The organism is Enterobacter cloacae complex sp. 382A5 (assembly GCF_050031095.1).
Lineage (GTDB): Bacteria > Pseudomonadota > Gammaproteobacteria > Enterobacterales > Enterobacteriaceae > Enterobacter > Enterobacter cloacae.
Genome location: NZ_JBLGVK010000001.1, coordinates 106,698 through 129,779, shown reverse-complemented (window position 1 = coordinate 129,779; position 23,082 = coordinate 106,698). Strand labels below are relative to the sequence as shown.

At 56.4% G+C, this 23,082-nt stretch carries 23 protein-coding genes; 15 read left to right on the top strand and 8 right to left on the bottom strand.

What is annotated here, in order from left to right:
- The first annotated feature begins 39 nt into the window (after nt 1–39).
- The 3 genes from waaA to coaD are packed head-to-tail and all read left to right on the top strand — an operon-like array spanning nt 40 to nt 2,567.
- Entirely contained in the window at nt 40–1,314 is a 1,275-nt protein-coding gene (gene waaA, locus ACQG2G_RS00635) for a lipid IV(A) 3-deoxy-D-manno-octulosonic acid transferase (RefSeq protein WP_013094897.1), read from the top strand.
- The gene (locus tag ACQG2G_RS00630) at nt 1,314–2,084 is read left to right on the top strand and encodes a glycosyltransferase family 2 protein (RefSeq protein ID WP_057071982.1); all 771 of its coding nucleotides are present in this window, start codon (nt 1,314–1,316) and stop codon (nt 2,082–2,084) included. Before waaA ends, ACQG2G_RS00630 begins: the two co-directional genes overlap by 1 nt.
- A 3-nt stretch (nt 2,085–2,087) precedes the next feature.
- Nucleotides 2,088–2,567: a pantetheine-phosphate adenylyltransferase gene (gene coaD / locus ACQG2G_RS00625; RefSeq protein WP_013094895.1), complete on the top strand. Its 480-nt coding sequence runs from the start codon at nt 2,088–2,090 to the stop codon at nt 2,565–2,567.
- Nucleotides 2,568–2,569: 2 nt separating this feature from the next.
- Here the strand turns inward: coaD and mutM are convergent, their stop codons facing one another.
- From mutM to radC, 4 genes are all read right to left on the bottom strand, one after another.
- Nucleotides 2,570–3,379 (bottom strand): bifunctional DNA-formamidopyrimidine glycosylase/DNA-(apurinic or apyrimidinic site) lyase, encoded by an 810-nt coding sequence (mutM, locus tag ACQG2G_RS00620; protein ID WP_013094894.1) that lies wholly within the window; start codon nt 3,377–3,379, stop codon nt 2,570–2,572.
- Nucleotides 3,380–3,454: 75 nt separating this feature from the next.
- Entirely contained in the window at nt 3,455–3,622 is a 168-nt protein-coding gene (gene rpmG, locus ACQG2G_RS00615) for a 50S ribosomal protein L33 (protein WP_013094893.1), read from the bottom strand.
- Between the two features lie 22 nt (nt 3,623–3,644).
- The gene (gene rpmB / locus ACQG2G_RS00610) at nt 3,645–3,881 is read right to left on the bottom strand and encodes a 50S ribosomal protein L28 (protein ID WP_002436699.1); all 237 of its coding nucleotides are present in this window, start codon (nt 3,879–3,881) and stop codon (nt 3,645–3,647) included.
- Nucleotides 3,882–4,098: 217 nt separating this feature from the next.
- Nucleotides 4,099–4,767 carry a RadC family protein gene (radC, locus tag ACQG2G_RS00605; RefSeq protein ID WP_013094892.1) on the bottom strand — a complete coding sequence of 223 codons (669 nt, stop codon included), beginning with the start codon at nt 4,765–4,767 and terminating at the stop codon, nt 4,099–4,101.
- 172 nt (nt 4,768–4,939) lie between these two features.
- On the opposite strand from radC, the gene coaBC reads away from it, so the two are divergent.
- The 3 genes from coaBC to slmA all read left to right on the top strand — a co-directional run bounded on the left by coaBC (nt 4,940) and on the right by slmA (nt 7,304).
- The gene (gene coaBC / locus ACQG2G_RS00600; RefSeq protein WP_094915772.1) at nt 4,940–6,151 is read left to right on the top strand and encodes a bifunctional phosphopantothenoylcysteine decarboxylase/phosphopantothenate--cysteine ligase CoaBC; all 1,212 of its coding nucleotides are present in this window, start codon (nt 4,940–4,942) and stop codon (nt 6,149–6,151) included.
- A complete protein-coding gene (gene dut, locus ACQG2G_RS00595) occupies nt 6,129–6,587 on the top strand; it encodes a dUTP diphosphatase (protein ID WP_015570042.1) in 459 nt (152 codons plus the stop codon). The genes coaBC and dut overlap by 23 nt, the downstream gene beginning before the upstream one ends.
- Before the next feature lie 120 nt (nt 6,588–6,707).
- Nucleotides 6,708–7,304 (top strand): nucleoid occlusion factor SlmA, encoded by a 597-nt coding sequence (slmA, locus tag ACQG2G_RS00590; protein WP_013094890.1) that lies wholly within the window; start codon nt 6,708–6,710, stop codon nt 7,302–7,304.
- 83 nt (nt 7,305–7,387) lie between these two features.
- Here slmA and pyrE read toward each other — a convergent pair whose 3' ends face one another.
- Together pyrE and rph are read right to left on the bottom strand one after the other, a co-directional pair.
- A complete protein-coding gene (gene pyrE, locus ACQG2G_RS00585; protein ID WP_013094889.1) occupies nt 7,388–8,029 on the bottom strand; it encodes an orotate phosphoribosyltransferase in 642 nt (213 codons plus the stop codon).
- A gap of 67 nt (nt 8,030–8,096) precedes the next feature.
- Nucleotides 8,097–8,813 carry a ribonuclease PH gene (gene rph, locus ACQG2G_RS00580; RefSeq protein WP_013094888.1) on the bottom strand — a complete coding sequence of 239 codons (717 nt, stop codon included), beginning with the start codon at nt 8,811–8,813 and terminating at the stop codon, nt 8,097–8,099.
- A gap of 125 nt (nt 8,814–8,938) precedes the next feature.
- Between rph and ACQG2G_RS00575 the strand changes: the two genes are divergently transcribed.
- Complete coding sequence (locus ACQG2G_RS00575; RefSeq protein ID WP_013094887.1) at nt 8,939–9,802, top strand: YicC/YloC family endoribonuclease; 864 nt, start codon at nt 8,939–8,941, stop codon at nt 9,800–9,802.
- Between the two features lie 205 nt (nt 9,803–10,007).
- A complete protein-coding gene (locus ACQG2G_RS00570) occupies nt 10,008–10,625 on the top strand; it encodes a trimeric intracellular cation channel family protein (protein ID WP_013094886.1) in 618 nt (205 codons plus the stop codon).
- Nucleotides 10,626–10,627: 2 nt separating this feature from the next.
- Here ACQG2G_RS00570 and ligB read toward each other — a convergent pair whose 3' ends face one another.
- Entirely contained in the window at nt 10,628–12,298 is a 1,671-nt protein-coding gene (ligB, locus tag ACQG2G_RS00565) for an NAD-dependent DNA ligase LigB (RefSeq protein ID WP_248078855.1), read from the bottom strand.
- A 251-nt stretch (nt 12,299–12,549) separates the two neighbouring features.
- Between ligB and gmk the strand changes: the two genes are divergently transcribed.
- From gmk to recG, 5 genes are read left to right on the top strand one after another with little or no spacing between them, the layout of a single operon-like run.
- Nucleotides 12,550–13,173: a guanylate kinase gene (gene gmk, locus ACQG2G_RS00560; protein ID WP_013094883.1), complete on the top strand. Its 624-nt coding sequence runs from the start codon at nt 12,550–12,552 to the stop codon at nt 13,171–13,173.
- 54 nt (nt 13,174–13,227) lie between these two features.
- Nucleotides 13,228–13,503: a DNA-directed RNA polymerase subunit omega gene (gene rpoZ / locus ACQG2G_RS00555; protein ID WP_000135058.1), complete on the top strand. Its 276-nt coding sequence runs from the start codon at nt 13,228–13,230 to the stop codon at nt 13,501–13,503.
- A 19-nt stretch (nt 13,504–13,522) separates the two neighbouring features.
- The gene (spoT, locus tag ACQG2G_RS00550; RefSeq protein WP_013094882.1) at nt 13,523–15,637 is read left to right on the top strand and encodes a bifunctional GTP diphosphokinase/guanosine-3',5'-bis pyrophosphate 3'-pyrophosphohydrolase; all 2,115 of its coding nucleotides are present in this window, start codon (nt 13,523–13,525) and stop codon (nt 15,635–15,637) included.
- 4 nt (nt 15,638–15,641) lie between these two features.
- On the top strand, nt 15,642–16,331 hold the full coding sequence (trmH, locus tag ACQG2G_RS00545) for a tRNA (guanosine(18)-2'-O)-methyltransferase TrmH (protein ID WP_020686483.1): 690 nt from the start codon (nt 15,642–15,644) through the stop codon (nt 16,329–16,331).
- Between the two features lie 3 nt (nt 16,332–16,334).
- Entirely contained in the window at nt 16,335–18,416 is a 2,082-nt protein-coding gene (recG, locus tag ACQG2G_RS00540; protein ID WP_061772115.1) for an ATP-dependent DNA helicase RecG, read from the top strand.
- A 2-nt stretch (nt 18,417–18,418) separates the two neighbouring features.
- On the opposite strand, the gene gltS is transcribed toward recG, so the two are convergent.
- On the bottom strand, nt 18,419–19,621 hold the full coding sequence (gene gltS, locus ACQG2G_RS00535; protein ID WP_013094878.1) for a sodium/glutamate symporter: 1,203 nt from the start codon (nt 19,619–19,621) through the stop codon (nt 18,419–18,421).
- Nucleotides 19,622–19,846: 225 nt separating this feature from the next.
- Here gltS and ACQG2G_RS00530 point away from each other — a divergent pair, with 225 nt between their 5' ends.
- Both ACQG2G_RS00530 and ACQG2G_RS00525 read left to right on the top strand, forming a co-directional pair.
- A complete protein-coding gene (locus tag ACQG2G_RS00530; protein ID WP_013094877.1) occupies nt 19,847–21,238 on the top strand; it encodes a nucleobase:cation symporter-2 family protein in 1,392 nt (463 codons plus the stop codon).
- Between the two features lie 119 nt (nt 21,239–21,357).
- Nucleotides 21,358–23,061 (top strand): AsmA family protein, encoded by a 1,704-nt coding sequence (locus tag ACQG2G_RS00525; protein WP_061772114.1) that lies wholly within the window; start codon nt 21,358–21,360, stop codon nt 23,059–23,061.
- Nucleotides 23,062–23,082 lie beyond the last annotated feature (21 nt).

The window sequence follows — 23,082 nt, the reverse complement described above, 5'->3', positions numbered from 1 at the left end:
TAGAATTTGCCCGCCGAAACTAAAAAGACGGATAATCGCTTGGAATTGTTGTATACCGCCCTGCTCTATATCATTCAGCCACTGGTGTGGCTGAGACTGCTGCTTCGTAGCCGTAAAGCGCCTGCGTACCGAAAACGCTGGGCTGAACGCTATGGCTTCTGTCGCAATAAAGTTGCCCCGGACGGTATTTTGCTGCATTCCGTTTCTGTTGGCGAAACGCTGGCAGCGATCCCGCTGGTTCGCGCCCTGCGTCACCGTTATCCGTCACTGCCGATCACCGTCACGACCATGACCCCGACCGGCTCTGAGCGCGTGATGTCCGCCTTCGGTAAAGACGTGCATCACGTCTATCTGCCCTACGACCTTCCCTGCGCCATGAACCGTTTTCTGGAAACCGTTCGCCCTAAACTGGTGATCGTGATGGAAACCGAGCTGTGGCCGAATATGATTTCCGCTCTGCATGCCCGTAAGATTCCACTGGTGATCGCGAACGCGCGTCTGTCTGAGCGGTCGGCGAAAGGCTACGGCAAGCTGGGGAAATTTATGCGCCGCCTGCTCAGCAAGATCACACTGATTGCTGCGCAAAACGAAGAAGACGCAGCGCGCTTTATCTCGCTTGGCCTGAAACGCAACCAGCTGGCGGTGACAGGCAGCCTGAAATTCGATATCTCCGTCACGCCTGAACTTGCGGCCCGTGCTATCACGCTGCGCCGCCAGTGGGCACCGCGTCGCCAGGTCTGGATTGCGACCAGCACCCATGATGGCGAAGAGGCGATTATCCTGCAGGCGCATCGTAAGCTGCTGGAGAAATTCCCCGATTTGCTGCTGATTCTGGTACCTCGCCATCCCGAGCGTTTTAAAGACGCCCGTGAAATGGTGCAAAAAGGCGGCTTCAGCTTCACCCTGCGCAGCAGCGGTGAGATCCCCTCCACCAGCACGCAGGTGGTTATTGGCGATACCATGGGTGAGCTGATGCTGCTGTATGGCATTGCTGACCTGGCCTTTGTTGGCGGCAGCCTGGTGGAGCGTGGTGGCCATAACCCGCTGGAACCAGCGGCCCATGCCATTCCCGTGCTGATGGGTCCACATACCTTCAACTTCAAAGATATCTGTGCGAAATTGCAGCAAGCGGAAGGGCTAATTACCGTGACCGATGCGGATTCGGTGGTCAAAGAGGTCTCGACTCTGCTGACCGACGAAGATTACCGCCTGTGGTACGGTCGTCATGCCGTCGAAGTGCTGCATCAGAACCAGGGTGCCCTCACCCGTCTGCTGCAGCTTCTGCAACCTTATCTGCCGCAGCGGAGCCACTAATGTCAACGCGCCTGTCGGTCGTTCTGATCGCCAAAAACGCTGCCGACCTGCTTCCGGATTGCCTGGCCTCCGTTGCCTGGGCTGACGAAATTATCCTGCTCGACTCCGGCAGTGAAGACAACACGGCGGACGTTGCCCACGCAGCGGGTGCAAAAGTCTATACCAACACCGACTGGCAAGGTTATGGCATCCAGCGCCAGCGCGCGCAGGGATATGCCACCGGTGATTATGTACTGATGCTCGACACAGACGAGCGCATCACGCCGGAGCTGCGTCAGGCCATTCAGGCGGTGCTCGCCGCACCAACGCCGGGCACGGTCTACAGCATTGCGCGTCGTAACTATTTCCTTGGCCGTTTTATGCGTCACAGCGGCTGGTACCCCGACCGGGTCACGCGCCTCTACGAGCGCGAGCGGTATCAGTACAATGCTAATCTGGTCCATGAATCCCTGGCCTGCGACAGTGCGCCTGTCGTCCCTCTGACGGGCGATCTTTTGCACCTGACCTGCCGGGATTTCGCCAGCTTCCAGCGTAAACAGCTCAACTATGCCACCGCCTGGGCACAGGAGCGCCATCAGCGCGGCAAGAAGGCCACGCTGACAGGTATCTTCACCCATACGCTGGGGGCGTTTCTGAAAACGCTGCTGCTGCGTGGCGGCGTGCTGGACGGTAAACAGGGCTGGTTACTGGCCGTGGTAAATGCCCAGTATACTTTCAACAAATACACCGAGCTGTGGGCGCTCAGCCGCGGCTACTCAGAGAAAACGTGAGCCATGAGCACAAAAGCGATTTATCCAGGTACCTTTGATCCGATCACCAATGGTCATCTTGATATCATCACCCGTGCGGCGTGCATGTTCGACAAGGTGATTCTGGCGATTGCTGCCAGCCCCAGTAAAAAACCGATGTTTGACCTGAACGAGCGTGTCGCGCTTGCCACCGAGGCCATTGCGCACCTGCCGAACGTGGAGGTGGTGGGCTTCAGCGATCTGATGGCCAATTTTGCCCGCGCTCAGCAGGCGACGATTCTGATCCGTGGCTTACGCGCGGTGGCAGACTTCGAGTATGAGATGCAGCTGGCGCATATGAACCGTCATTTGATGCCGGAGCTGGAAAGCGTATTTCTGATGCCATCCAAGGAGTGGTCGTTCATCTCTTCCACGCTGGTGAAAGAGGTGGCGCGTCATCACGGGGACGTTACCCATTTCCTGCCGGTTAACGTCCACCAGGCGTTGATGGACAAGCTAAAGTAGCGCTATTTCTGGCACTGACGGCAATAGAATGTGGCGCGCTGGGCATGCTTTGTTGCGATAATCGGCGTTCCACACACCCTGCACGGCTCGCCTTTGCGGCCATACACCTGTAGCTCCTGAGCAAAATAGCCTGGCTTACCGTCGCTTTGCAGGAAGTCCTTCAGCGTCGTTCCCCCCTGCTCAATTGAGCGAAGCAGTACCGCTTTAATCACTCGCACCAGCAGCTCACACTCCTGCGCCGACAGCGAAGAGGCCAACCGATCGGGATGGATCCCGGCCGCAAACAGCGATTCGCTGGCATAGATATTCCCCACGCCGACCACCAGTTTGTTATCCATCAGCCAGGGTTTAATCGGGGTTTTCTTTTTCGCACACTTCGCTTTCAGGTATTCCGCGTTAAACGCTTCTGAAAGCGGCTCTGGCCCCAGATGTGCCAGTACGCTATGTCCTTCCAGTTCTTTGGTCCACAACCATGCGCCAAAGCGGCGGGGATCGGTATAACGCAACACTTTGCCGTTACTCATCACCAGATCGACATGGTCATGCTTTTCCGCAGGCAGCTCTTCAGTGAGGATCCGCAGGCTGCCGGACATGCCAAGATGGATGATGATCCAGCCATCGGGCAGCTCCAGGAGCAGATATTTCGCGCGGCGCTGGACGCTGAGGATCGGTTTATCGCTTAACGCATGGATCTCATCAGAAACCGGCCAACGGAGGCGGCCGTTACGCACGGTAGCATGAAGAATAGTCGCGCCGACCAGATGCGGCTCAATACCGCGGCGGCTGGTCTCCACCTCAGGTAATTCAGGCATGATTCCTCCGTAGTAAGATGCAGAATGCAAAAAACCCCGCAGTTGCGGGGTTTTTTCAATACAAGGCGGCTAAAATTATTTGATTTTAGCTTCTTTGTACATTACGTGCTGGCGTACAACTGGATCGAATTTTTTCAGTTCCAGTTTTTCCGGCTTAGTACGTTTGTTCTTCGTGGTGGTGTAGAAGTGACCTGTACCAGCAGAAGAAACCAGCTTGATTTTCTCGCGAATACCTTTAGCCATGATTTATTTCCTCTTTAAGTACTTAGTACTTTTCGCCACGGGCACGCAGTTCGGACAGAACTGTATCGATGCCTTTCTTATCAATTACACGCATACCTTTAGCAGATACGCGCAGGGTGACAAAACGCTTCTCGCTCTCAACCCAGAAACGGTGAGAGTGCAGGTTCGGCAGGAAACGGCGTTTAGTCGCGTTCAGTGCGTGGGAACGGTTGTTACCGGTCACCGGACGCTTGCCAGTAACTTGGCAGACTCGGGACATGTCTATTCTCCAAAAATCAAATTAGCTCGAGCTTCGTATGGGGTATCGGCGCCTCGTCAGGCTTTACAGCCCGGTCATCGCATAGTTCTATTGAACTCTCGATTGCCAGGCCCAAATGCCAAACCCGAGATTCTCAAAGGTGGCGTAGTATACGCTGACTCGGCGGTGTGCTCAAGTCCCGAACAGACAAAGATCCCGATGGATCGCGAGAAATAGCCTAAATCCAGCCATGTTCTGCAAAAGAAAGGTACTCTCCGCGGCCAATTATCAGATGGTCCAGCACACGAATGTCCATGAATTGACAGCATTTGACAATGCGGTCGGTGATCTCTTTGTCAGCTCTGCTTGGTTCTGCACAGCCAGAAGGGTGATTATGCGCGAGTATTACGCCGGCTGCATTCAATTTTATTGCTTCGCGCACAATTTCACGCGGATGAACCTCTACATGGCTTAGCGTGCCCGAGAAAAGGTGGCTATGCTTGAGCACCCGGTTCCGGTTATCGAGAAAGATCACCATAAAGATCTCGCGTTCAATATCGGTTAACTGACTTTGCAGAAACTCGCGCGTCATCGCAGGAGTCAGTATCGGGTCCTCTTCCTGCATACGAACACACTGAAAACGGCGGGCCAGTTCGGCAATCCCCTTGAGCTGGGCATATTTCGCCACACCGATACCCTCCACATGCGCAAACTCCGCCAGTTCCGCCGTCATCAAACCGTAGAGTGAGCCAAAATGGCCTATCAGATCTTTTGCCAGCGTAAAGACCGTTTTGCCCGGCGTACCGGTGCGCAAAAAAAGCGCCAGCAGTTCCTCATCTTTTAGCAAAGTGACGCCATAGCGCAGCAATTTTTCGCGCGGTAAGAGCAGTTCATCCTCGTCTTCCATGCTTTTTCTCCCTGTTTTTTGCCCATCTTGCCATAGGCTACTCAGGTACCTGACTCTCGCGTCTCGTTCTTGCGTAACGCCTCGCAAAGTGACCGAAGGACAAGATCACCCCGTTTTTGGGATTGTGATAAAATGCCCGCTCTCTGGTGAAACCCAACAGGAAAGAATCATGATGAGCCTGGCCGGTAAAAAAATCGTTCTTGGCGTTAGCGGCGGCATTGCAGCTTATAAAACACCGGAACTGGTGCGCCGTCTGCGCGAGCGCGGGGCCGACGTACGGGTCGCGATAACCGAAGGTGGAAAAGCCTTTATCACTCCTCTGAGCCTGCAGGCCGTTTCAGGATACCCGGTATCTGACAGCCTGCTTGACCCTGCCGCAGAAGCCGCGATGGGCCATATTGAGCTTGGGAAATGGGCAGACCTGGTTATCCTTGCCCCCGCCACGGCCGATTTAATTGCCCGCGTTGCCGCCGGGATGGCGAACGATCTGGTTTCGACCATTTGTCTGGCCACGCCCGCCCCTGTTGCCGTTGTGCCGGCCATGAATCAGCAGATGTATCGCAATGCCGCGACCCAGCATAATCTACAGACGCTGACCTCACGCGGCCTGCTGATCTGGGGGCCGGACAGCGGGAGCCAGGCCTGTGGCGATGTTGGCCCAGGCCGTATGCTTGATCCATTGACTATTGTCGATATGGCCGCGGCCCATTTTTCGCCTGTCAACGACCTGCAACATCTCAACATCATGATTACAGCCGGCCCAACGCGCGAGCCGCTGGATCCGGTACGTTACATTACCAACCACAGCTCCGGTAAAATGGGCTTTGCGATTGCGGCCGCAGCGGCGAAACGCGGCGCGAACGTCACGCTGGTCAGTGGCCCGGTCTCCTTACCTACGCCGCCTTTTGTGCAGCGTATTGATGTCACCACCGCGCTGGAAATGGAGGCCGCGGTACAGGCCCATGCGCAAAACCAGCAGATTTTTATCGGTTGTGCTGCCGTCGCGGACTACCGCGCAGAGACCATTTCTGATGCCAAAATCAAAAAGCAAGGCGATGAATTAACACTAAAAATGGTGAAAAACCCGGATATCGTTGCTGGCGTCGCCGCGCTGAAAACCCATCGTCCTTACGTTGTTGGGTTTGCCGCAGAAACAAATAATGTGGAAGAATATGCCCGGCAAAAACGTACCCGCAAAAACCTCGATTTGATTTGCGCGAATGACGTATCGCTGGCCACGCAAGGATTTAACAGCGACAGCAACGCACTGCACCTTTTCTGGCAGGATGGAGATAAAATCTTACCGCTTGAGCGCAAGGAACTCCTGGGCCAACAATTACTGGACGAGATCGTTACCCGTTATGATGAAAAAAATCGACGTTAAGATTCTGGACCCGCGTGTTGGCGAGCAATTCCCGCTGCCAACCTATGCCACCTCCGGCTCTGCCGGTCTTGACCTGCGCGCCTGTCTCGATGACGCCGTAGAACTGGCTCCGGGTGCGACCACCCTGATCCCAACGGGCCTGGCGATTCACATTGCTGACCCTTCACTGGCGGCGGTGATCCTGCCACGTTCAGGCCTGGGTCATAAGCATGGTGTCGTGCTGGGTAACCTGGTCGGCCTGATCGACTCTGACTACCAGGGCCAGCTGATGGTCTCCGTCTGGAACCGGGGTCAGGACAGCTTCACCATTGAACCGGGCGAGCGTATCGCGCAGATGGTCTTTGTACCTGTGGTGCAGGCAGAATTTAACCTGGTGGCAGACTTTGATGCCACCGACCGTGGCGAAGGCGGCTTCGGCCATTCCGGGCGCAAATAACCGCCCGACAGACACGCATCTCACAGCGCCATAATGTCATAACAAACCGCAAACGCCAGTTTGCGGTCGCTGTGTGGATGCCAGCCTGACAAGTGCTTATTTTCAGGGGTATTTTGCAACATGGCAGAAAAACAAACCGCGAAAAGGAACCGTCGCGAAGAAATACTTCAATCTCTGGCTCTGATGCTTGAATCCAGCGATGGCAGTCAACGCATCACCACCGCAAAACTGGCCGCCTCTGTAGGCGTGTCTGAAGCGGCGCTGTACCGTCATTTCCCGAGCAAAACCCGGATGTTCGACAGCCTGATCGAGTTTATCGAAGACAGTCTGATCACGCGCATCAACCTGATTCTGAAAGACGAAAAAGACACCACCGCGCGTCTGCGTCTGATTGTGCAGTTGATTCTGGGATTTGGAGAACGTAACCCGGGCCTGACCCGTATTCTGACTGGCCATGCGCTGATGTTTGAGCAGGACAGACTGCAGGGTCGCATCAACCAGCTTTTCGAACGTATTGAAGCGCAGCTGCGCCAGGTACTGCGTGAAAAGAAAATGCGTGAAGGCGAAGGTTACAGCACGGATGAAACGCTGCTGGCAAGCCAGATCCTGGCGTTTTGCGAAGGGATGCTCTCCCGTTTTGTACGCAGTGAGTTCAAATACAGCCCAACGGACGATTTCGACGCCCGTTGGCCGTTAGTGGCGGCACAGTTGCAGTAACGTCGTTGCCGGATGGCGGCTACGCCTTATCCGGCCCACAAATTGCGCAGGCCCGGCAAGCGACGCGCCACCGGGCAATTCCATTACACGCCAAACTCTTCGCGATATGCCCGCACCGCAGCCAGATGATCCGCCATCTCTGGCTTCTCTTCCAGATACGCAATCAGGTCTTTCAGATTGATGATTGACGTCACTTTGCAGCTGTAATCACGTTCAACTTCCTGAATGGCCGAGATTTCACCACGACCCCGTTCCTGGCGGTCCAGAGAAATCAACACGCCAGCCAGCGTCGCGCCGTTGGCCTGGATAATCTCCATGGATTCGCGAATGGCGGTACCCGCGGTGATGACGTCGTCCACCAGCATCACGCGCCCCTGCAGTGGGCTGCCGACCAGGTTGCCGCCTTCACCGTGGGTTTTGGCCTCTTTACGGTTAAAGCAGTACGGCACGTCGCGGTCATGGTGTTCTGCCAGCGCAACCGCGGTGGTGGTCGCAATCGGAATGCCCTTATAGGCCGGGCCAAACAGCAGGTCGAAATCAATCCCTGAATCCACCAGCGCTTCGGCATAGAAACGGCCTAACAGCGCCAGATCGCGCCCGGTATTGAACAGCCCGGCATTGAAGAAATAGGGACTCTTGCGCCCGGATTTCAGCGTAAACTCGCCAAACTTGAGGACCTGCTTGTTAAGCGCAAACTCAATAAACTGGCGCTGATACGGTTTCATGGATTCGCTCCTTTGTCTTTTCTGTCTTACAGGCAAAAAAAAGGCGACTCATTGGTCGCCTTTAAAATCAATTTTCTAACGCCGCTTTCTGCGTCGTTACAATAGATTCAATTCCCCCTCGGGCCAGAGCCAGCAAGGTGAGAAGTTCTTCGTGGGTAAACGGTTCGCCTTCTGCGGTGCCCTGCACCTCAATGATACGTCCGTCTTCGGTCATCACCACGTTCATGTCAGTTTCGGCAGCGGAGTCTTCTACGTATTCCAGATCGCAAAGCGCTTCACCGTTAACGATACCGACGGACACCGCGGCAACCATCCCTTTCATTGGGTTTGTTTTCAGCTTACCGGCCGCAACCAGTTTATTCAGGGCATCAGCCAGCGCTACACAGGCACCGGTAATCGATGCGGTACGCGTGCCACCGTCAGCCTGAATGACGTCGCAGTCCAGAGTAATGGTGAATTCGCCCAGCGTTTTCAGATCAACAGCGGCGCGCAGAGCACGCGCGATGAGGCGCTGAATTTCCATGGTACGGCCGCCCTGCTTACCTTTTGCCGCTTCACGGGCATTACGGGTATGCGTTGCACGCGGCAGCATGCCGTATTCAGCCGTGATCCAGCCCTGGCCCTGACCTTTCAGGAAGCGCGGAACGCCTTCTTCAATGGAAGCCGTGCACAGCACTTTGGTGTCACCAAACTCAACCAGAACGGAGCCTTCAGCGTGTTTTGTATAGTTACGGGTCAGGGTGACGGGACGCACCTGATTGGCGCTACGACCTGCTGGACGCATGATGAATTCTCCGGCTTGAAACGAATGTGGCTGCGCATTATACGGATAAAGGACGCTTATTCCTATCCTGAGAAGCCCCTGAAAGCTATAATCCCCCCATCTCTCCTTTAAAAACGGGAATATCTATGATCCGCAGTATGACCGCCTACGCCCGGCGTGAAATCAAGGGTAGCTGGGGTAGCGCTACCTGGGAAATGCGTTCGGTAAACCAGCGCTATCTGGAAACCTATTTCCGTATGCCGGAGCAGTTCCGCAGCCTTGAGCCTGTGGTGCGTGAGCGTATCCGTACGCGTCTGACGCGCGGCAAAGTGGAATGTAACCTGCGTTTTGAGCCGGATGCCAGCGCGCAGGGCGAACTGATCCTCAACGAAAAACTGGCAAAACAGCTCGTCAATGCGGCGAACTGGGTCAAAATGCAAAGCGACGAAGGCGAAATTAATCCGGTTGATATTCTGCGCTGGCCTGGCGTCATGGCTGCCGGAGAGCAGGATCTGGATGCAATTGCCGCTGAAATCCTTGCCGCCCTCGACAGCACGCTCGATGACTTTATCGTTGCTCGCGAAACCGAAGGCCAGGCGCTGAAAGCGATGATTGAACAGCGCCTTGAAGGCGTCAGCGCCGAAGTGGCAAAAGTACGTACCCATATGCCGGAAGTGCTGCAGTGGCAGCGCGAGCGTCTGGTTGCCAAACTGGAAGAAGCGGAAGTTCAGCTGGAAAATAACCGTCTGGAACAAGAGCTGGTATTGATGGCGCAGCGCGTTGACGTGGCCGAAGAGCTGGACCGTCTGGAAGCACACGTTAAAGAGACCTACAACATTCTGAAGAAGAAAGAAGCCGTTGGTCGTCGTCTCGACTTTATGATGCAGGAGTTCAACCGCGAGTCGAATACCCTGGCGTCTAAATCAATCAATGCCGACGTGACGAATTCCGCCATTGAGCTCAAGGTACTGATTGAGCAGATGCGCGAGCAGATCCAGAATATTGAGTAATACTATTCGGGTGGCGTCGACCGACGTCACCCATTATTATTTCTAATCCATTTTAACCCGTCTTTTCTCGCTTTGCCGACACCAATCAACCTTCTCCACTATGGGTTGATAAAATTTTATAGGGCAAACCTGCTCACTTTAGAAAATCTCAATCGTGATCGTGCGCACAAAACGTTAACCTTCCCGGCTTCACACCGGAGGTTATATGCTGCTTCACACTCTTTATCTCATTGGCATCACTGCAGAAGCCATGACTGGCGCGCTTGCAGCCGGTCGTCGCCGAATGGATACCTTCGGCGTGATCATTATTGCCACAGCGACCGCGCTGGGCGGCGGTTCCGTGCGCGATATTCTGCTGGGCCATTACCCGCTGGGCTGGGTGAAAAACCCCGAGTACGTGATTATTGTGGCGACCGCCGCCGTAGTAACCACCATTGTCGCGCCCGTTATGACCCATCTGCGTCGCCTGTTTCTGGTGCTTGATGCGCTCGGGCTGATTGTCTTTTCCATCATTGGCGCACAAATCGCGCTCGATATGGGTGAAGGGCCAGTTATCGCCACCATTGCCGCCGTGGTGACCGGGGTGTTTGGAGGCGTGCTGCGCGATATGTTCTGCAAACGTATTCCTCTGGTCTTTCAAAAAGAGCTGTATGCCGGCATCTCCTTCGCGGCAGCGGTGCTCTATATTGCCCTGCAGCATTATGTTTCGAACCATGATGTGGTGGTCATCTCCACGCTGCTGTTCGGCTTTACGGCCCGCATGCTGGCGTTGCGACTTAAGCTCGGCCTGCCGGTGTTTCACTACAAACACAGCGCTCACTAATTTCAGAATCCCTTGATGCGCTGTTCAGCCAGCCACTTTGCCAGCACATCCACCTCCGGCGCGTGGAGCCAGTTAACGATTTGCCGCGCTTTCTCCTCTCCGGTCCCCGGCAAGGTCTGCCAGTCCATAGCGCTACGCTGGTGCATGGTCTGCCATGATAGCTCTCCGGCGGCTTTCAGGGTCGCCTGAGCCAGCGGAACACCCATCGCCATGATCCAACGAATAAAAGGACGCTCTCGCACCAGATTAAACTGATGCCAGAGCGCCAGTCCGCGTGCAGCCGAAAACCCCGGCGTGGTTTGCAGCTGCGCCTGGGTTAACAACAGCCATGAGAAAATATGTTCAAAGCGATGTGCCTGCCAGAGCGCCCGCCAGCCTGACTCGCCTAAACCGGCAATATCCAGCCCCTGCTTAGAACTGAGCCACGTCAGCCGGGCAAAGAACTGCTCCATACATTCCGGTGAAGCGTAAAAACAGCTGAGAGAATGGTACTGCGGGACTGGAGGTTCTGGTTTTTGCCGGTCGGTCCCTCGCCAGACGACTTTGTCGAATCGGGGGATCCCCTGTCCGGCCAGGCTTACCTGGATCTGATCGCCCGGCGCGATATCCAGCCTTTGCCAGCGGCCAACGGATCCCAGGCTAACCCGCTGCACCTGTTTATCATCCAGCCGTACTGGCTCCAGCCCCGCCACAACGGCAATTTTCCCCGTTCGGCCCACAGTGAAGTGAATATCCCGTACTTCAGCAACCTGCGCGACAGGGGGATATTTCCAGGCAACAACCCAACTGCCCTCTCCAGGCAGCCAGTTTTCACCCGGCAGTTCATCCGCCGAGCGAACCACAATGCCGTCCGTGGCAAAGGGTAATGCTGCGGTGTGCCACGCTGAGCGCTGCTTTTCGACGGCCTCAATATGCTCTACGGGCAAGGTATAGCGCGCCGTCAGGGTAAACCCCGCGTCAGACAGTTCCGCCAGTGCGGTTTTCATCTCTTTTGGCCCGTCTGGCCAGGCCCAGATGAATACCCCAACCTCTCTCAAAAACGCGTTATCCTGCTGGCGCATCATCGCACCTGCGACTTTTGCGCGTGCATTCATTCCGCCCATCTGCTGCTGAATGTGATTTTCACGCTGCCAAAAAAGCTCCCCCTGTAACACGCTGTTTGCCAGCGCGCCGGAAAGATGTTGTGGCACCGACGGTATTAAACGCACCTGCGATGTCCAGTCTTCACCTTTTAACCCATCGCCACGGCTAATGGCCTGAGCCAATGTTCCCCCCCGATACACCAGCGTTACCGCTACACCGTCAACTTTGGGTTGTATCCAGAGATTGCGCCGGGCATGTATCCACTGGCCAAGCTCTTCTTTACTGCTCACCTTATGAACCCCTGTATGGGCGACGGGGTGTTTGATACGTCCCGTCAGGGCGGGAAGTGCTGCGTCAGGTGATGCATGCCCAAAACAGTGCTGCCACTGTTTTAACCGCCCGTTGAGCTGGTCATACACTTCATCGTTCACTTCGCTGATACCCTGCTGCCAGTAGGCGTCATCCCAGCGTTTGATTTGCGCACTTAACGTCGCAATCTCTTTCTCCGCCCTCGCCTGAGACCACACCGGGCACACCGCCGCCGCAGAACCACACCACAACAGCATGAAGCCGCTTATCCATCGCCACATCGCTACCCCTCCTTTACGTTGCTGGAGGTATAACCCGGCGACGAAAACCACGCTAATGGCAACATTGCGCTTTGCGAGGCGCTATCCAGAGTGAATTTATGTTGCTGCAAAACACAGGTAAAACCTGAAAACGACACGCAAAATGCAATAATCCAGGGGAAAAAGTGTGACAAAGGCTACGTCACACAGCGGCGACGTGTATAATAAGCCCGTATGTAGGACTTCTTCGTTAACACATACAAAAGACTCTCATGGCTCAAGGCACGCTTTATATTGTTTCTGCCCCTAGTGGCGCGGGTAAATCCAGCCTTATTCAGGCACTGTTAAAAACCCAACCGTTGTATGACACTCAGGTTTCTGTTTCACACACCACGCGTAAACCGCGTCCGGGTGAAGTGCACGGTGAACACTATTTCTTTGTCGATCACGACGAATTTAAAGCGATGATTGGCCGAGATGCGTTTCTTGAACACGCAGAAGTTTTCGGGAACTACTACGGTACCTCGCGTGAAACCATTGAGCAGGTTCTGGCAACCGGCGTGAATGTGTTCCTGGATATCGACTGGCAGGGCGCACAGCAAATTCGCAAGAAAATGCCTGATTCGCGCAGTATCTTTATTTTACCGCCGTCGAAAGATGAGCTGGATCGCCGCCTGCGTGGACGCGGTCAGGACAGCGAAGAGGTCATTGCAAAGCGTATGGAACAGGCAGTTGCAGAAATGAGCCATTACGCCGAATATGATTACCTTATTGTGAATGATGATTTTGATGCCGCACTGAGCGATCTCAAAACCATCCTTCGCGCAGAACGTCTGCGTATGAGCCGCCAGAAGCAGCGACATGACGCATTAATCACCAAACTGTTGGCAGACTGAACCCACTTTCAGTATTATGCCCAGTCATTTCTTCACCTGTGGAGCATTTTAAGTATGGCACGCGTAACTGTTCAGGACGCTGTAGAGAAAATTGGTAACCGTTTTGACCTGGTGCTGGTCGCCGCGCGTCGCGCTCGTCAGATGCAGGTAGGCGGAAAAGATCCGCTGGTACCGGAAGAAAACGATAAAACCACCGTAATTGCACTTCGCGAAATCGAAGAAGGTCTGATCAACAACCAGATCCTCGACGTGCGTGAGCGCCAGGAGCAGCAAGAGCAGGAAGCCGCAGAACTGCAGGCCGTAACCGCCATTGCTGAAGGTCGTCGTTAATTAAACCTGCGGGTCGCCCTTGTATCTGTTTGAAAGCCTGAATCAACTGATTCAAACCTACCTGCCTGAAGACCAGATTAAGCGTCTTCAGCAGGCTTATCTCGTTGCACGTGACGCTCACGAGGGCCAGACACGTTCAAGCGGTGAACCCTATATCACGCACCCGGTAGCGGTGGCCTGTATTCTGGCCGAGATGAAACTCGACTATGAAACGCTGATGGCCGCTCTGCTGCACGACGTGATCGAAGATACCCCTGCCACTTACCAGGATATGGAACAGCTGTTTGGCAAAAGCGTTGCCGAACTGGTGGAAGGGGTGTCCAAGCTTGATAAGCTGAACTTCCGCGACAAGAAAGAGGCGCAAGCCGAAAACTTTCGCAAGATGATTATGGCGATGGTGCAGGATATCCGCGTCATTCTCATCAAACTCGCTGACCGTACCCACAACATGCGCACGCTGGGCTCACTCCGCCCGGACAAACGTCGCCGCATTGCCCGTGAAACTCTCGAAATCTACAGTCCGCTGGCGCACCGTTTAGGTATCCATCACATTAAAACCGAGCTGGAAGAGCTGGGTTTTGAAGCGTTGTACCCGAACCGCTATCGCGTCATTAAAGAGGTGGTGAAAGCCGCCCGCGGTAACCGTAAAGAGATGATTCAAAAGATCCTCTCGGAAATTGAAGGACGTTTACAGGAAGCGGGCATTCCCTGCCGCGTGAGCGGTCGCGAAAAACACCTGTACTCTATTTACTGCAAAATGGTGCTCAAAGAGCAGCGTTTTCACTCGATCATGGATATCTACGCGTTCCGCGTGATCGTCCACGATGCCGACACCTGCTATCGCGTTCTGGGGCAGATGCACAGCCTCTACAAGCCGCGTCCAGGGCGCATGAAAGATTACATCGCCATACCAAAAGCGAACGGCTATCAATCTTTGCATACCTCGATGATCGGCCCGCACGGCGTCCCTGTTGAAGTGCAGATCCGCACAGAAGACATGGACCAGATGGCGGAGATGGGTGTCGCCGCACACTGGGCCTATAAAGAGCACGGTGGTGAAAGCAGCACCACGGCACAAATCCGCGCCCAGCGCTGGATGCAGAGCCTGCTGGAGCTGCAGCAGAGTGCGGGTAGCTCGTTTGAATTTATCGAGAGCGTAAAATCCGATCTCTTCCCGGATGAGATTTACGTTTTCACGCCTGAAGGGCGTATTGTCGAACTGCCTGCGGGCGCGACCCCGGTCGACTTCGCGTATGCCGTGCATACCGATATCGGCCACGCCTGCGTAGGCGCACGCGTTGACAGACAGCCTTATCCGCTGTCTCAACCGCTCGCCAGCGGCCAGACTGTCGAAATCATCACCGCACCGGGCGCACGTCCAAACGCGGCCTGGCTGAACTTTGTTGTGAGCTCCAAAGCGCGCGCCAAAATCCGTCAGCTGCTGAAAAACCTCAAGCGTGATGACTCCGTCAGCCTTGGGCGTCGTCTGCTCAACCATGCGTTGGGTGGCAGCCGTAAGCTGGCAGAGATCCCACCAGAACATATCCAGCGTGAACTCGACCGGATGAAGCTCACCTCTCTGGACGATCTGCTGGCGGAAATTGGGCTGGGTAACGCCATGAGCGTCGTGGTGGCCAAAAATCTGCAGCAGGGCGAAGCAATACCTTCCGCACCTGGCGCATCCGGCCACGCGCATCTGCCGATCAAAGGCGCGGACGGGGTGCTTATCACCTTTGCGAAGTGTTGCCGTCCAATTCCTGGCGATCCGATTATTGCGCACGTCAGCCCGGGCAAAGGGCTGGTTATCCACCATGAATCCTGTCGTAACATCCGCGGCTATCAAAAAGAGGCGGAGAAGTTTATGGCGGTCGAGTGGGATAAAGAGACGGCGCAGGAATTTATCACCGAAATTAAGGTGGATATGTTCAACCACCAGGGTGCCCTGGCGAACCTGACGGCAGCGATCAACACGGCCTCTTCCAACATTCAGAGCCTGAATACGGAAGAAAAAGATGGCCGCGTGTACAGCGCCTTTATTCGTCTGACCGCCCGCGACCGCGTGCATCTGGCAAATATTATGCGCAAGATCCGCGTCATGCCGGACGTCATTAAAGTCACCCGAAACCGAAACTAGTTTTATGAATGCACAACGTTATGCACGTATCTGCGAAATGCTCGCCAGGCGTCAGCCTGATCTGACGGTCTGCATGGAGCAGGTCCATAAACCTCATAACGTCTCTGCCATTGTCCGTACCGCAGACGCCGTCGGCGTGCATGAAGTGCACGCCGTCTGGCCCGGTGCCCGCATGCGCACCATGGCGTCGACAGCCGCAGGCAGTAACAGCTGGGTGTCCGTCAAAACCCATCAGACCATCGGAGAAGCCGTATCGCACCTGAAAGGTCGCGGTATGCAGATTCTTGCCACCAACCTGTCTGCCAAAGCGGTCGATTTCCGCGAGATCGACTACACCCGCCCGACCTGTATTTTGATGGGTCAGGAGAAAACCGGGATAACTCAGGAAGCGCTGGATCTGGCGGATCAGGACATCATCATCCCCATGATCGGCATGGTACAGTCCCTGAATGTCTCTGTGGCCTCCGCGCTCATTCTGTATGAAGCCCAGCGCCAGCGTCAGAACGCCGGGATGTACGAGCGCAGCAACAGCATGCTGCCGGAAGACGAACAGCAGCGCCTGCTGTTTGAAGGCGGTTACCCGGTGCTGGCTCGTGTTGCAAAGCAGAAAAAATTGCCTTACCCCCACGTCAACGCGCAGGGCGAAATTGAAGCCGATGCCGGGTGGTGGGCCACCATGCAGTACGCAGGGTAACCGATGAAAGGCCGCCTGCTGGATGCCATCCCGCTCAATAGCCTGACGGGCGTGGGCGCGGCACAACGCAGTAAACTGGGCAAAATTGGCCTGCACACCGTGCAGGATCTCCTGCTCCACCTCCCCCTGCGTTATGAAGACCGCACGCAACTTTATAAGATTGGCGATCTGCTGCCCGCGATTTACGCCACCGTTGAGGGCGAGGTGCTGAACTGCAACATCACCTTTGGCGGCCGCCGGATGATGACCTGTCAAATCAGCGATGGGACCGGCATTCTCACCATGCGCTTTTTCAACTTCAACGCGGCGATGAAAAACAGCCTTGCAACAGGCCGCCGGGTGCTGGCGTATGGCGAAGCCAAACGCGGGAAATATGGCGCAGAGATGATCCACCCGGAGTACCGCGTGCAGGGCGATCTCAGCACGCCGGAGCTGCAGGAGACGCTCACTCCGGTCTACCCGACAACGGAAGGTATCAAACAGGCGACGCTGCGTAAGCTCACCGACCAGGCACTGGAGTTACTCGATACCTGCGCCATCACCGAACTGCTGCCGCCTGAGCTGGCGCAGGGAATGATGAGCCTGCCGGAAGCGCTGCGTACGCTGCATCGCCCGCCGCCCACGCTGCAGCTCAGCGATTTAGAAAGCGGCAAACACCCTGCCCAACGGCGTCTTATCCTTGAGGAATTACTGGCGCATAACCTGAGCATGCTGGCGCTGCGCGCCGGTGCGCAGCGTTTTCATGCCCAGCCCTTAAGCCCGCGTGATGAGCTCAAGGATAAGCTGCTGGCCTCCCTGCCGTTTAAACCTACCGGTGCCCAGGCGCGCGTCACCGCCGAGATCGAACGCGATATGGCGCTTGATGTGCCCATGATGCGCCTGGTGCAGGGAGATGTAGGCTCTGGTAAAACGCTGGTTGCTGCCCTGGCAGCCCTGCGCGCCATTGCCCACGGCAAGCAGGTGGCGCTGATGGCGCCGACGGAACTGCTGGCGGAGCAGCACGCGAATAACTTCCGCGCCTGGTTCGCCCCGCTGGGCATTGAGGTGGGCTGGCTTGCCGGAAAACAAAAGGGCAAAGCGCGTCTTGCGCAACAGGACGCCATCGCTCGCGGTGAGGTGCAGATGATTGTCGGCACCCATGCCATCTTCCAGGAGCAGGTGCAGTTTAACGGCCTCGCGCTGGTGATCATCGATGAACAGCACCGCTTTGGCGTGCATCAGCGCCTGGCGCTGTGGGAAAAAGGGCTGCAGCAGGGCTTCCATCCGCACCAGCTGATCATGACCGCCACGCCTATTCCGCGAACCCTGGCGATGACCGCCTACGCCGATCTGGACACCTCCACCATTGACGAGCTGCCGCCGGGCCGTACGCCGGTCACGACGGTGGCCATCCCGGATACCCGCCGCAGCGACATCATCGATCGCGTGCGCAACGCCTGCACCCATGAAGGACGTCAGGCGTACTGGGTCTGCACGCTGATTGAGGAGTCTGACCTGCTTGAAGCGCAGGCCGCAGAAGCAACGTGGGAAGAGCTGAAGCTGGCGCTACCGGAACTGAAGGTGGGCCTGGTGCACGGTCGCATGAAGCCCGCAGAAAAACAGGCCGTCATGCAATCCTTCAAACAGGGCGAGCTGCATTTGCTGGTCGCCACAACGGTGATTGAAGTGGGCGTGGATGTGCCAAACTCCAGCCTGATGATCATCGAAAACCCGGAACGTCTGGGGCTTGCGCAGTTACACCAGTTGCGTGGCCGCGTGGGCCGTGGTGCGGTGGCCTCACATTGCGTTCTGCTCTACAAAGCCCCGCTCTCAAAAACCGCGCAGATGCGTTTGCAGGTACTGCGTGACAGCAATGACGGATTCGTCATTGCGCAAAAAGACCTGGAGATCCGTGGCCCGGGCGAGCTCCTGGGCACACGTCAGACCGGGAATGCTGAATTCAAAGTGGCAGATTTGCTGCGGGATCAGGCCATGATCCCTGAAGTTCAGCGCCTTGCCCGCCATATTCATGAACGCTACCCCGAACAGGCGGCAGCGTTAATTGAGCGCTGGATGCCGGAAACTGAGCGCTACTCCAACGCCTGATCTCAGGCGAACATCGGAAGCATCAGGTACAGCTTGATCACCAGCGCGTTGACGATATCAATAAAGAATGCCCCAACCATCGGTACCACCAGAAACGCCATGTGCGAAGGCCCGAAACGTTCGGTGATTGCCTGCATATTGGCGATTGCCGTTGGCGTGGCACCCAGACCAAACCCACAGTGCCCCGCCGCCAGCACCGCGGCATCGTAGTTTTTGCCCATCATGCGCCAGGTAACGAACATGGCATAGAGCGCCATAAACAGCGCCTGCACCGCCAGAATGGCCACCATCGGCAGCGCCAGCGACGCCAGTTCCCACAGCTTAAGGCTCATCAGGGCCATCGCCAGGAACAGCGACAGGCAGACGTTACCCAGCACCGAGACCGCACGTTCAAACACGCGGTAAAAGCCCATCAGGGCCAGACCATTGCTCAGGATCACCCCGATAAACAGCACACAAACAAAGGTCGGCAGTTCAAAGGCCGTGCCCGCCAGCCATTGCGCAACCACTTTACCCAGCGTCAGACAGATGGCGATCATGGCGATGGTTTCAATCATCACCAGCGAGGTGATGGTGCGGCCAACGTCCGGCTTTTCGAACGCGGTGGGGACCAGTTCATCGTCCGGTCTGCCGTCTGGCGTGGTGGAGTGCTTCACCAGGTAGCGCGCTACCGGGCCGCCAATCAGACCGCCAAGTACCAGACCAAAGGTCGCGCAGGCCATCGCCACTTCCGTTGCGTTTTCAAAGCCATAGCGCTCGATAAACAGCTTACTCCACGCCGCCCCGGTACCGTGCCCGCCGGACAGAGTGATGGAGCCAGCCAGCAGACCCATCAGCGGATCCAGCCCCAGCAGAGACGCCATACCGATGCCGATGGCGTTTTGCATCAGCAGCAGACCAACCACGACAATCAGAAACACGCCCAGCACCTTACCGCCCGAGCGCAGGCTCGCCAGGTTGGCGTTCAGGCCGATAGTGGCAAAGAAGGCCAGCATCAGCGGATCTTTGAGGGACATATCGAAATCGATTTCCCAGCCCATGCTTTTTTTCAACACCAGCAGGGCCAGCGCCACCAGCAACCCACCGGCAACAGGTTCAGGAATGGTGTACTTTTTCAGAAAGGAAACACTGTGTACCAGCTTGCGACCAAGCAGAAGAACCAGCGTTGCGGCAACAAGGGTCGACAACGTATCGAGATGAATCATAAGAGGCTCCTGTTATGCGCGTGTTCCATACACACGCGGCGTTATCCTGGGCCGGCTTATGCTCGTCATGAGCCACCGGCGCGAAAAGTGTAATTTTTTTTTCCTCCACGTTGTAGAAAACCTGCTCATACCGGCAGATTTTCTCTGTTTTTTTTGCTGGCAATCGTTTGCTTTTACCAGGTGGTCAGATAAAATGCCCGCTTTTCCACCGTGGGATTACCGTCGATGTCCGTTAACAGCATAGAGTCTCCTGATGCGCAACCGATTGCGCAGAAGCAAAATAGCGAACTGATTTACCGTCTTGAAGACCGCCCACCGCTTCCGCAGACGCTCTTCGCTGCCTGCCAGCATCTTCTGGCCATGTTTGTTGCGGTGATCACCCCGGCGCTGTTGATCTGCCAGGCGCTGGGTTTACCGGCTCAGGATACGCAGCACATCATCAGCATGTCCCTCTTTGCCTCTGGCGTAGCCTCAATTATTCAAATTAAAGCCTGGGGTCCGGTGGGATCTGGCTTGCTGTCGATTCAGGGTACCAGTTTTAACTTTGTGGCACCGCTGATCATGGGCGGTACGGCGTTAAAAACCGGCGGGGCGGATGTCCCGACCATGATGGCGGCGCTGTTCGGCACGCTGATGCTGGCCAGCTGCACGGAGATGGTGATCTCCCGTGTTCTGCATCTGGCTCGCCGCGTCATCACCCCGCTGGTCTCGGGCGTGGTGGTGATGATTATCGGTCTGTCGCTGATCCAGGTGGGGCTGACCTCCATCGGCGGAGGTTATGCCGCAATGAGCGACCACACCTTTGGCGCACCAAAAAACCTGCTGCTGGCTGGCGTGGTGCTGGCCATCATTATTCTGCTCAACCGTCAGCGTAACCCGTATCTGCGCGTGGCCTCGCTGGTGATCGCCATGGCGGCCGGTTACCTGCTGGCGTGGGCGCTGGGCATGTTGCCGGAAAACACCGCGCCGACCAACAGCGCGCTGATCACCGTTCCTACTCCACTGTACTACGGCCTGGGCATTGACTGGGGTCTGCTGCTGCCGCTGATGCTGGTCTTTATGATCACCTCCCTGGAGACCATCGGCGATATCACCGCCACCTCCGACGTCTCGGAGCAGCCAGTGTCCGGCCCGCTGTACATGAAGCGTCTGAAAGGCGGCGTGCTGGCAAACGGTCTGAACTCCTTTGTCTCTGCCGTGTTTAATACATTCCCGAACTCCTGCTTCGGGCAGAACAACGGCGTGATCCAGCTGACCGGCGTGGCCAGCCGTTATGTCGGGTTTGTGGTGGCGCTGATGCTGATTATCCTTGGCCTGTTCCCGGCCGTGAGTGGCTTTGTACAGCACATCCCTGAGCCGGTTCTGGGCGGAGCAACGCTGGTGATGTTCGGTACTATCGCGGCCTCGGGCGTGCGAATCGTCTCCCGCGAGCCACTGAACCGCCGCGCGATCATGATTATTGCCCTGTCGCTGGCCGTGGGTCTGGGCGTTTCTCAGCAGCCGTTGATCCTGCAGTTTGCCCCGGACTGGGTGAAAAACCTGCTCTCTTCCGGCATCGCCGCTGGCGGTATCACCGCTATCGTGCTGAACCTCGTTTTCCCGCCAGAGAAAAACTGATTGTCCTCACGGCAGGCTGTCAATGCCTGCCGTGACATCTCTTTACACCATTCCCGCCTTGAGCATTGCGCATAAATCGTGCATAACTCCTTTATGTACGTTTCGCGGGAAGGAAGACCATGAAATTTATTGGAAAGCTGCTCGTCTATCTTCTGGTAGCCCTGCTCCTTGTGCTGCTGGCACTCTATTTTCTGCTTCAGACCCGCTGGGGTGCGTCACAGGTCAGCAGTTGGGTAACGGTGAACACCGATTACGAACTCAGTTTCGACCTGATGGACCACCGCTTTTCGTCGCCTTCCCACATCCTTCTGGAAAACGTCACCTTTGGCCGCGACGGTCAGCCCGCCACGCTGGTGGCTAAAAAAGTCGATATTGGTCTTGGCAGCCGACAGCTCACCGATCCACTGCATATGGACACCATCACCCTGGTCGATGGCACGCTGAACCTCTCTCCGCAGACCGCGCCGATGCCCTTCCAGGCAGACCGTCTGCAGCTAAACAACATGGCCTTCAACAGCCCCAACACGGAGTGGGATTTAAGCGCGCAAAAAGTGACGGGCGGCGTCAGTCCGTGGCAGCCAGAAGCGGGTAACGTGCTGGGCAAAAATGCGCAGATCCAGATGAGCGCGGGTTCGCTCACCCTGAACGGGGTACCGGCCACTAACGTGCTGATCCAGGGCCAGCTGAACGGCAAGGAGGTGGTGCTGAACACCATCGGCGCCGATATGGCGCGCGGCTCGCTTACCGGCTCCGCCCTGCGCAACGCCGACGGAAGCTGGGTTATCGACACCATGCGCCTGAACGAGATCCGCCTGCAGAGCGATAAATCGCTGCTGGATTTCTTCGCGCCGCTCAATACCATCCCCTCCTTGCAGATTGGCCGCCTTGAGGTCACCGATGCGCGCCTGCAGGGGCCAGACTGGGCCGTAACCGATCTGGATCTCAGCCTGCGCAACCTGACGCTGAGCAAAGGAGACTGGCAGAGCCAGGACGGGCGTTTATCCATGAATGCCAGCGAATTAATTTACGGCTCGCTGCATCTGTTCGACCCGATCCTGAATGCGGAATTCTCTCCGCAGGGCGTGGCGCTGCGCCAGTTCACCTCCCGCTGGGAAGGGGGCATGGTGCGCACCTCCGGCAACTGGCTGCGCGACGGTAAAGCGCTGGTACTGGACGATGTCGCCGTCGCCGGGCTGGAGTACACCCTGCCGCAGAACTGGAAAACGCTGTGGATGGATCCGCTGCCGGAATGGCTGAACAGCGTGACGCTGAAGAAATTCGGCCTGAGCCGCAACCTGGTGATCGACATTGATCCCGCGTTCCCGTGGCAGATCACTTCTCTTGATGGCTATGGGGCTAACCTGCAGCTGGCGCAGGACCACAAATGGGGCGTATGGGGCGGCAGCGCCACGCTAAACGGCGCAGCAGCCACCTTTAACCGCGTGGACGTGCGACGCCCGTCGCTGGCGCTGAACGCTAACGCCGCCACGGTCAATATCACCGATCTGAGCGCCTTTACCGAGAAAGGCATTCTGGAAGCCACCGCGACGGTTTCTCAGCTTGCGCAACGACAGACCACGGTGAGCCTGAACGGGCGCGGCGTGCCGCTCAACATCCTGCAGCAGTGGGGCTGGCCCGCGCTGCCGGTGAGCGGCGACGGCAATATTCAGCTGACTGCCAGCGGGAGTGTGCAGGCGAATGCCCCACTGAAGCCAACGGTAAATGGCAAGCTGAGCGCGGTAAATATGGATAAACAGCAGGTTCAGCAGACCATGACGGGTGGTGTGGTTTCAACACCACCCTCACCCCAGCCCTCTCCCTGAAAGGGAGAGGGAGTAAACCAT